This window comes from Kribbella sp., from assembly GCF_035655035.1.
Taxonomy (GTDB): domain Bacteria; phylum Actinomycetota; class Actinomycetes; order Propionibacteriales; family Kribbellaceae; genus Kribbella.
The window spans coordinates 1-6,030 of sequence record NZ_DASRVN010000688.1 but is presented as its reverse complement, the minus strand read 5'-3'; the positions used below and the strand labels follow the sequence as shown (position 1 = coordinate 6,030).

The 6,030-nt window shown below is 71.1% G+C and carries 6 protein-coding genes, 1 pseudogene and 1 riboswitch; of the genes and pseudogenes, 2 read left to right on the top strand and 5 right to left on the bottom strand.

Features of this window, described 5'->3' with window-relative positions; all coding sequences use genetic code 11:
- Positions 1 to 61: 61 nt before the first annotated feature.
- Positions 62 to 144: riboswitch (ZMP/ZTP riboswitch) on the bottom strand.
- Between the two features lie 23 nt (positions 145 to 167).
- Genes VFF46_RS35850 through VFF46_RS35835 form a run of 4 tightly spaced genes read right to left on the bottom strand, consistent with a single transcriptional unit; the run spans position 168 to position 3,739 of the window.
- The gene (locus VFF46_RS35850; protein ID WP_325041701.1) at positions 168 to 1,364 is read right to left on the bottom strand and encodes an ABC transporter permease; all 1,197 of its coding nucleotides are present in this window, start codon (positions 1,362 to 1,364) and stop codon (positions 168 to 170) included.
- A complete protein-coding gene (locus VFF46_RS35845; protein ID WP_325041700.1) occupies positions 1,336 to 2,073 on the bottom strand; it encodes an ABC transporter ATP-binding protein in 738 nt (245 codons plus the stop codon). The genes VFF46_RS35850 and VFF46_RS35845 overlap by 29 nt, the downstream gene beginning before the upstream one ends.
- On the bottom strand, positions 2,070 to 3,158 hold the full coding sequence (locus tag VFF46_RS35840) for a peptidoglycan-binding protein (protein ID WP_325041699.1): 1,089 nt from the start codon (positions 3,156 to 3,158) through the stop codon (positions 2,070 to 2,072). Before VFF46_RS35840 ends, VFF46_RS35845 begins: the two co-directional genes overlap by 4 nt.
- Positions 3,155 to 3,739 carry a hypothetical protein gene (locus VFF46_RS35835; RefSeq protein WP_325041698.1) on the bottom strand — a complete coding sequence of 195 codons (585 nt, stop codon included), beginning with the start codon at positions 3,737 to 3,739 and terminating at the stop codon, positions 3,155 to 3,157. The genes VFF46_RS35840 and VFF46_RS35835 overlap by 4 nt, the downstream gene beginning before the upstream one ends.
- Before the next feature lie 124 nt (positions 3,740 to 3,863).
- On the opposite strand from VFF46_RS35835, the gene VFF46_RS35830 reads away from it, so the two are divergent.
- Together VFF46_RS35830 and VFF46_RS35825 are read left to right on the top strand one after the other, a co-directional pair.
- Positions 3,864 to 4,514, top strand: coding sequence for a response regulator transcription factor (locus tag VFF46_RS35830; RefSeq protein ID WP_325041697.1), 651 nt, complete (start codon positions 3,864 to 3,866; stop codon positions 4,512 to 4,514).
- Positions 4,511 to 5,839, top strand: a complete 1,329-nt coding sequence (locus VFF46_RS35825; RefSeq protein WP_325041696.1) for a sensor histidine kinase — start codon at positions 4,511 to 4,513, stop codon at positions 5,837 to 5,839. The genes VFF46_RS35830 and VFF46_RS35825 overlap by 4 nt, the downstream gene beginning before the upstream one ends.
- Here the strand turns inward: VFF46_RS35825 and VFF46_RS35820 are convergent.
- A pseudogene (locus VFF46_RS35820) lies at positions 5,820 to 6,030 on the bottom strand (DNA alkylation response protein); the annotation flags it as partial. The gene VFF46_RS35825 and the pseudogene VFF46_RS35820 sit on opposite strands and share 20 nt — an antisense overlap.

Below are 6,030 nucleotides of genomic sequence, written 5' to 3'. Positions count from 1 at the left end.
GACGCCGCGGCTGCGTCGAAGCTTTGAGTCATCGTTGTCTCTCCTGCGGTTTGCAGTGGGTCGAAGGCACCCAGGCGCACGGTGCCGACGGGTTTCGCTCCCCGGTGGTTCTCCACCTTCAGCGCGCCAGTCGCGACACGGCTCACCCTATCGTGTGCTCGAATGCGTCAGCCGGCGATCCGGAGAGCAGCCGCCGGAGCGAGGTGCGCGGCCCGCAAAGCCGGGTACAGTCCGGCGACCAGCCCGACCACCACCGAGGCTGCCAAACCGAGTCCCACCGGCAGGATCGGCACTTGTACCGCGACCGCCTGACTGACCGCGGACGCCCAGGTCACCGCGAATCCGATCAGCCCGCCCGCCGCCGCACCGGCCAGGCAGAGCAGGGTGGATTCGACCAGGATCAAGCTGCCCACGAACCCGCGCCGTGCGCCCAGAGCGCGCCGCAAACCGATCTCGGACCGCCCTTCCAGCACCGACACGACCATCGCGTTCGCGACCCCGACGCCGCCGACCAGCAGCGCGACCGCCCCAAGACCGAGGGCCAGATTGTTCAGGGCGCTCTGCGCGGTCAGGCGAGCGACCAGAAGGTCGGAGGGGCGGCCGACCACCACGGCACCAGGATCGCCGGGGGAGGCGGTCGCCGCGAGGAGCCCGTGGACGGTGGTGACGGAGTCCGGATCGGCGCGCAGATAGATCCTTGTCGGCCCGCTGCGGGCGCCGAGCCGCGTACGAGCAGCCTGGTTCCCGATGAGTACGGCGCTGTCGAGTTCCGGCGCGAGCGGTGCGTCGGCGAGGATGCCGAGCACGGTTGCGGTGGCGGTACGGCGCCCGTCCGGCGTACTGAGGGTGAGTAAACGGTCCGGTCCGGTCGAGGTCATTCCGAGCGCACGGGCGGCCCCGGAACCCAGTACGACGACCGGGAAGCGGCTGGTAGCCGCGTCGAGGAAGCGGCCGTGCGAGACCTTCAGATCGAGGGTGCCGGTCAGATCGGCGTCGACCGCGATCAGGGCGAGTCCGTTGGTGTCGGCAACCGGTACGAGCGGCGTCCGCCGGGCGATCCAGCCGGCCTGGTAGCCGACAGCCGACAGCCGCTGTACTCCGGTGATTCGGCGGACCATTGCCGGCGATTGTGGGGGCAGCGGTGCGGGCTGGTTGTCGATGGTGTCGCCCGAGCTGACCGTGAGCAGATTGCCGTCCTGGCCGAGCGAGTCGAGGAGGGCCTGCCGGGTCGTCGCGGGGATCGCGACGACGGCAACCATGGCCGCCATACCGAGAGCGATGCCGCCGGCGCACAAGACGCTGCGCAGCGGCCGGGCTCGCAGGCCGCGGACCGCTTCAGCGAGTAGATCGAGAGGGCGCGACACGATTCACCCCCGAACCGCTGCCACGCTCGGGACGGCCGGTGTCGCGGCGGAGGACGCCGTCCCGGAGTTCGACCTGGCGCCCCGCGTCCGCGGCGACGCTGTGGTCGTGGGTGATCACGACGAGCGTCGTTCCGGCGGAGTTGAGCTCGCGGAGGAGCGCGAGGATCTGACCGCCGGTCACGCTGTCGAGGTTCCCGGTCGGTTCGTCGGCGAGGATCAGCGTCGGCGACCCGACCAGGGCGCGCGCGATCGCGACCCGTTGGCACTCGCCACCGGACAGCTGTCCGGGTAGGTGGTGCCGGCGGTGACCGAGGCCGACGCGTTCACACGCCGCTGCGGCCGCTGCCCGGCGGCTGCGCACGGTCATCGGGCGGTACAGGAGTGCGTGCGCGATGTTCGCAAGGACGTCGCGATGGGGGAGCAGGAAGAACTGCTGGAACACGAATCCGAGGTGCTGCGCACGGAATCCGGCCAGCGAGGCGTCGGAGAGCCGGCGGGTGTCCGCACCGGCGATGTGGACCGCGCCGGTCGTCGGTCGTTCGAGAGTGCCGGCGATCTGCAGCAGCGTGCTCTTGCCGGACCCCGACGGTCCGACGACCGCGACCAGCTCACCGGGATCTACCCGGAGCGTCAGCTCGCGCAGTGCGGTGGTCTCGGGATTGCCGGCGTACGTCTTGGTGACGTCGAGGAGCTCCAGCGCGGGCGTCATGAGGCCGCCACCAGGACCCGGGTGCCGGCGGTGACGCCTGTGCCGGAGACCTGCACCATCGTGTCGGTCGACAGGCCGGTCCGCACCGGGACATCGCCGCGGTTCACCACGGTGATGGCGAAGCCGCCGTCGGGTCGGGCGAGCAGCGCGGTGATCGGTACGGCGAGGGCGCCCTTCACCTCGTCGATCGTGATCGCGACCTGGACCGGGGCCGAACTGTACGGCGTCGCGAGCGACGGCCGCGCGAGCCGGATCGTGGCGTTGACGACGGCGGTCTGGGGATTCCCGTTGCGCGTGTCCTGGGCGGCGGGGTCCGGCAGCGTCGCCGCTCGCGCCAGGTCCGCGACCGTACCGGGTGAGGTCGTCACCGCGTCGGGCAGCGTCACGGTCACGGCTGCGCCGCGATGCAGGAGGTAGGCCTGGTCGACCGGGACGGGTACGGCGACCACCAGTGCGGGTGATGTTGCCGCAAGCAATGGCGTACCGGGTTGGACCGGTTGTCCGAGCTTTGCCTGGACGGCGTCCACGCGCAGGGGTAGGCGAGCGAACACCAGCTGGCCGAGGTCGACGACCCCGGTCCGCGGGAAGTGATGCGCGCGCTGCCATCGTCGTACTGCGGTCTCCGTGCGCCGGCCGTAGAGCACGCTGCCGGTGAGTGCGGGACGATAGCCGAGCCGGGCGAGCGCAGTGTTGAGCTGGGCGACGTCCGGACCGCGGAGGCCGCGGTGGAGTGCTCGCCACATCGGGCGTACCCCGGCCAGGACCGGGACAGTCCGGCCGTCGGCCTCGAACAGCGTGTCGTCCGGCTGGATCACCGCTCCCGGCGCCGGGAGCCAGGTGAAGGCCTGACCGGAGGTTGTCGCGACCAGGTCGACCGTCGGCCCATAGCCGATCGTGCCGTAGTACTGCCTGGTGGTTCGCAGGTCGGTGCGAACGACCGCGGCGGTCGAGAGCGGTGCGGCCTCGGTCGCCCCGGCGGCCGGCGCGGGGCGGAACGGAGTCCGTTGGGAGACCCAGCCGCCCGCGGCACCGGCGACGACCGAGAGGCCGACTCCGGCCAGGACGGTCCGGCGTGAAGCGCTCACTGGCCGGCCAACTTGTCCAGCTTCGATGCCTCGATCTCGACGTCGAGCAGCGTCCGGCACGCGTGGAACGCCTGCTGGACGACGGCTGTCTGTTTGTTCGCGCCCGGCGGGAGCTCGTCCGCGTTCATCCCGAACCCGTGGCCGGGGACATAGGTGGTCCGCGCGTTCGGGTCCTTCATGGCCGGCAAGCCGTTCTGGCGCAGGCAACGCGCCGCCTTCACGCCGGCGGCGATCAGCGCGGCAGGCGCCGGCGGCTGGGTCTCGGGGTTCCAGGTCGCCGCGCGCAGCTGCTGCCGGCATCCGGACAGGGCGTTCTGGAGTCCGCCGGCCGGCGCGTCCTGGAGGGAGCGGTAGTCGGTGAACACCTGCCCCGTCGCACCGAGGACCGGGTCGTTGAAGTTCTGGATGCCGTGCGAGCGGATGCATTGTGCCGCGGCGTGCAGCTTGGCGATCCGGTCGGCCGAGGTGTCGGTGGTGGTGCCGATGTCGGCGAGATTCGTCGGCTTCGTGCATCCGGTCAGCAGGATCGCGGCGACTGCGACGGCCGCGCAGGCCGATCCGAGGTGACGTCTGTGGGTCATGACAGCTCCTTGCCGGGCGATGATTGAGACCAGGACTACGCGCGGAGCCGTGACACTGCGCTAACAGGCGGGCGTTATCGCGGTGTCACCGTCGGTCGGAGACACTGCGACGGGAGGTGCTGACGTGAGATTGCTCGTGGTCGAGGACGAGGCCGTGCTTGCCCGGAACGTTGCCGATGGTCTGCGCGACGCGGGCTTCGCGGTCGACATCGCTCCGGACGGTACGGATGCCCTCGACAAGCTTGCGGTCACGACGTACGACGTGGTCGTGCTGGACCGGGACCTGCCCGGCGTGCCGGGGGACGAGGTGTGCCGCACGCTGGTCGGCAGCCGGCCGCGGAGCCGCATCCTGATGCTGACGGCGGCCGCGGAGGTCGACGACCGGATCAGCGGGCTGGGACTCGGCGCCGACGACTACCTGGGCAAGCCGTTCGCGTTCGCCGAGCTGGTCGCCCGGGTCCGCGCCCTGAGCCGGCGCCCACCGTCCGTAGCTCCGGTGGTCAGTCGGGAAGACCTGGAGGTCGATCTCGGGCGTCGGATGGTACGGCGCGCCGGAGAGCCTGTGCTGCTGACCCGAAAGGAGTTCGGTGTGCTCGAAGCCCTGGTCCTTGCGGACGGCTCGGTGGTCAGCACCGAGGAACTGCTCGACCAGGTCTGGGACGAGAACCTCGACCCCTTCAGCAACGTGGTCGCGGTGACGCTCGGGAGGCTGCGGCGCAAGCTCGGCAGCCCGCCGCTGATCGAGACCGTCGTCGGCACGGGGTACCGGCTGTGACCGCCGGTCGCGCCCGGGTGCGGCGGCTCCGCTTTCGGTGGCCGTCGTTGACCTGGCCGTCGTTGATCTGGCTGTCGCCGGGCCGGCTGCCGTTGCGGGCGCGACTGACGCTGCTTCTCGCCGCGGTGTTCGTCGTCGGGGGCGCCGTCCTCGTCGGACTGAACACCTCACAGGCGAACCGGAGCATCGCGGCTGCGAGCGCCGCCTCCGCGCCCGCGGCGGCGCAGCTGCAGCAGCAGCTGGGCGAGATCCTCAGCCAGGCGAACCAGAGGCAGAAGCCGAAGGCCGGAACGATGGCACCGCCCGACGGCAAACCGACCCTGCAGGAGCAGAGACAGACGGCGGACCTGAAGCAGAAACTCCTCGTCGCCAACGATGAATACGCGGCCGCGACCAAGACCGACGCGATCGGCCAGCTCGTCGGCAGGTCCGCTATCGGAATGGCCGCTCTGGTGCCGCTCGCCGGCCTGCTGGCGTGGTACCTGGCCGGGCGGTCCTTGCGCCCGGTGCGCTCCATCACCGCAGCCGCCCGCCGTACCTCCGCGGACCGGTTGTCCGAGCGGCTGGACCTGTCCGGGCCGAGGGACGAGATCACCGAACTCGCCACCACGTTCGACGCGATGATGGACCGCCTGGAACGCGCGTTCGACGCCCAACGCCGGTTCGTCGCCGACGCGTCGCACGAGTTGCGTACGCCGATCGCGGTGGCGGCCACCTCGATCGACGTCGTCCTCGCGAAGCCGGACCGGACGCTGCAGCAGCTCGAAGCGATGGCACACGACGTCCGGGGAGCGCTCACCCGGGTGGAGCAGTTGGTCGACAGCCTGCTCGCGCTGACCCGCAGCGAGCACCTCGATCGGGCCCGCGAGCAGGTCGACCTGGGAGTCCTCGCCGAAGACGCCCTCGACGCGCAGGGCGCGGCGATCCGGGCGCGCCGGCTCACCGTGGACGTTCGGCTGACCGAGGCCAGAACGACCGGTGACCCGGCGTTGCTCGATCGGATGGCACGCAACCTAGTCGACAACGCGGTCCGCCACAACGTCGACGGCGGGCAGATTCGAGTCACCACCGCTGCGACCGGCGGCACCGTCACGCTGACTGTCGCCAACACGGGATCCGTCATCCCGCCGGACGCGGTCGAGCAACTGCGACGGCCTTTCCACCGGCTCGACGGCCGGGCACGTACAGCGGATCACGGTCTGGGCCTCGGCCTCGCCATCGCCGACGCAGTCTGCCGAGCGCATGGCGGAAGTCTTGCCTTGCTGGCGGTGCCGTCCGGCGGATTGGAGGTGCGTGCCGACCTGCCTACAGGCTCCGATCGGTGATTGTCTCGAACGGGGTCGTCCGGGGCAGCGTCCCGAAAACCCCACCCCAGTCGCCGGCCAATCGCGACGCCACGAACGCGTCCGCGACCTCCGGAGTCGAGTGCCGGATCAGCAGCGATGCCTGCAGGCACAGGGCCATCAGCGCAGCCAGCCGTCGTGCGCCGGCCTCGGCGTTCGAAGCGTCAGCAAGC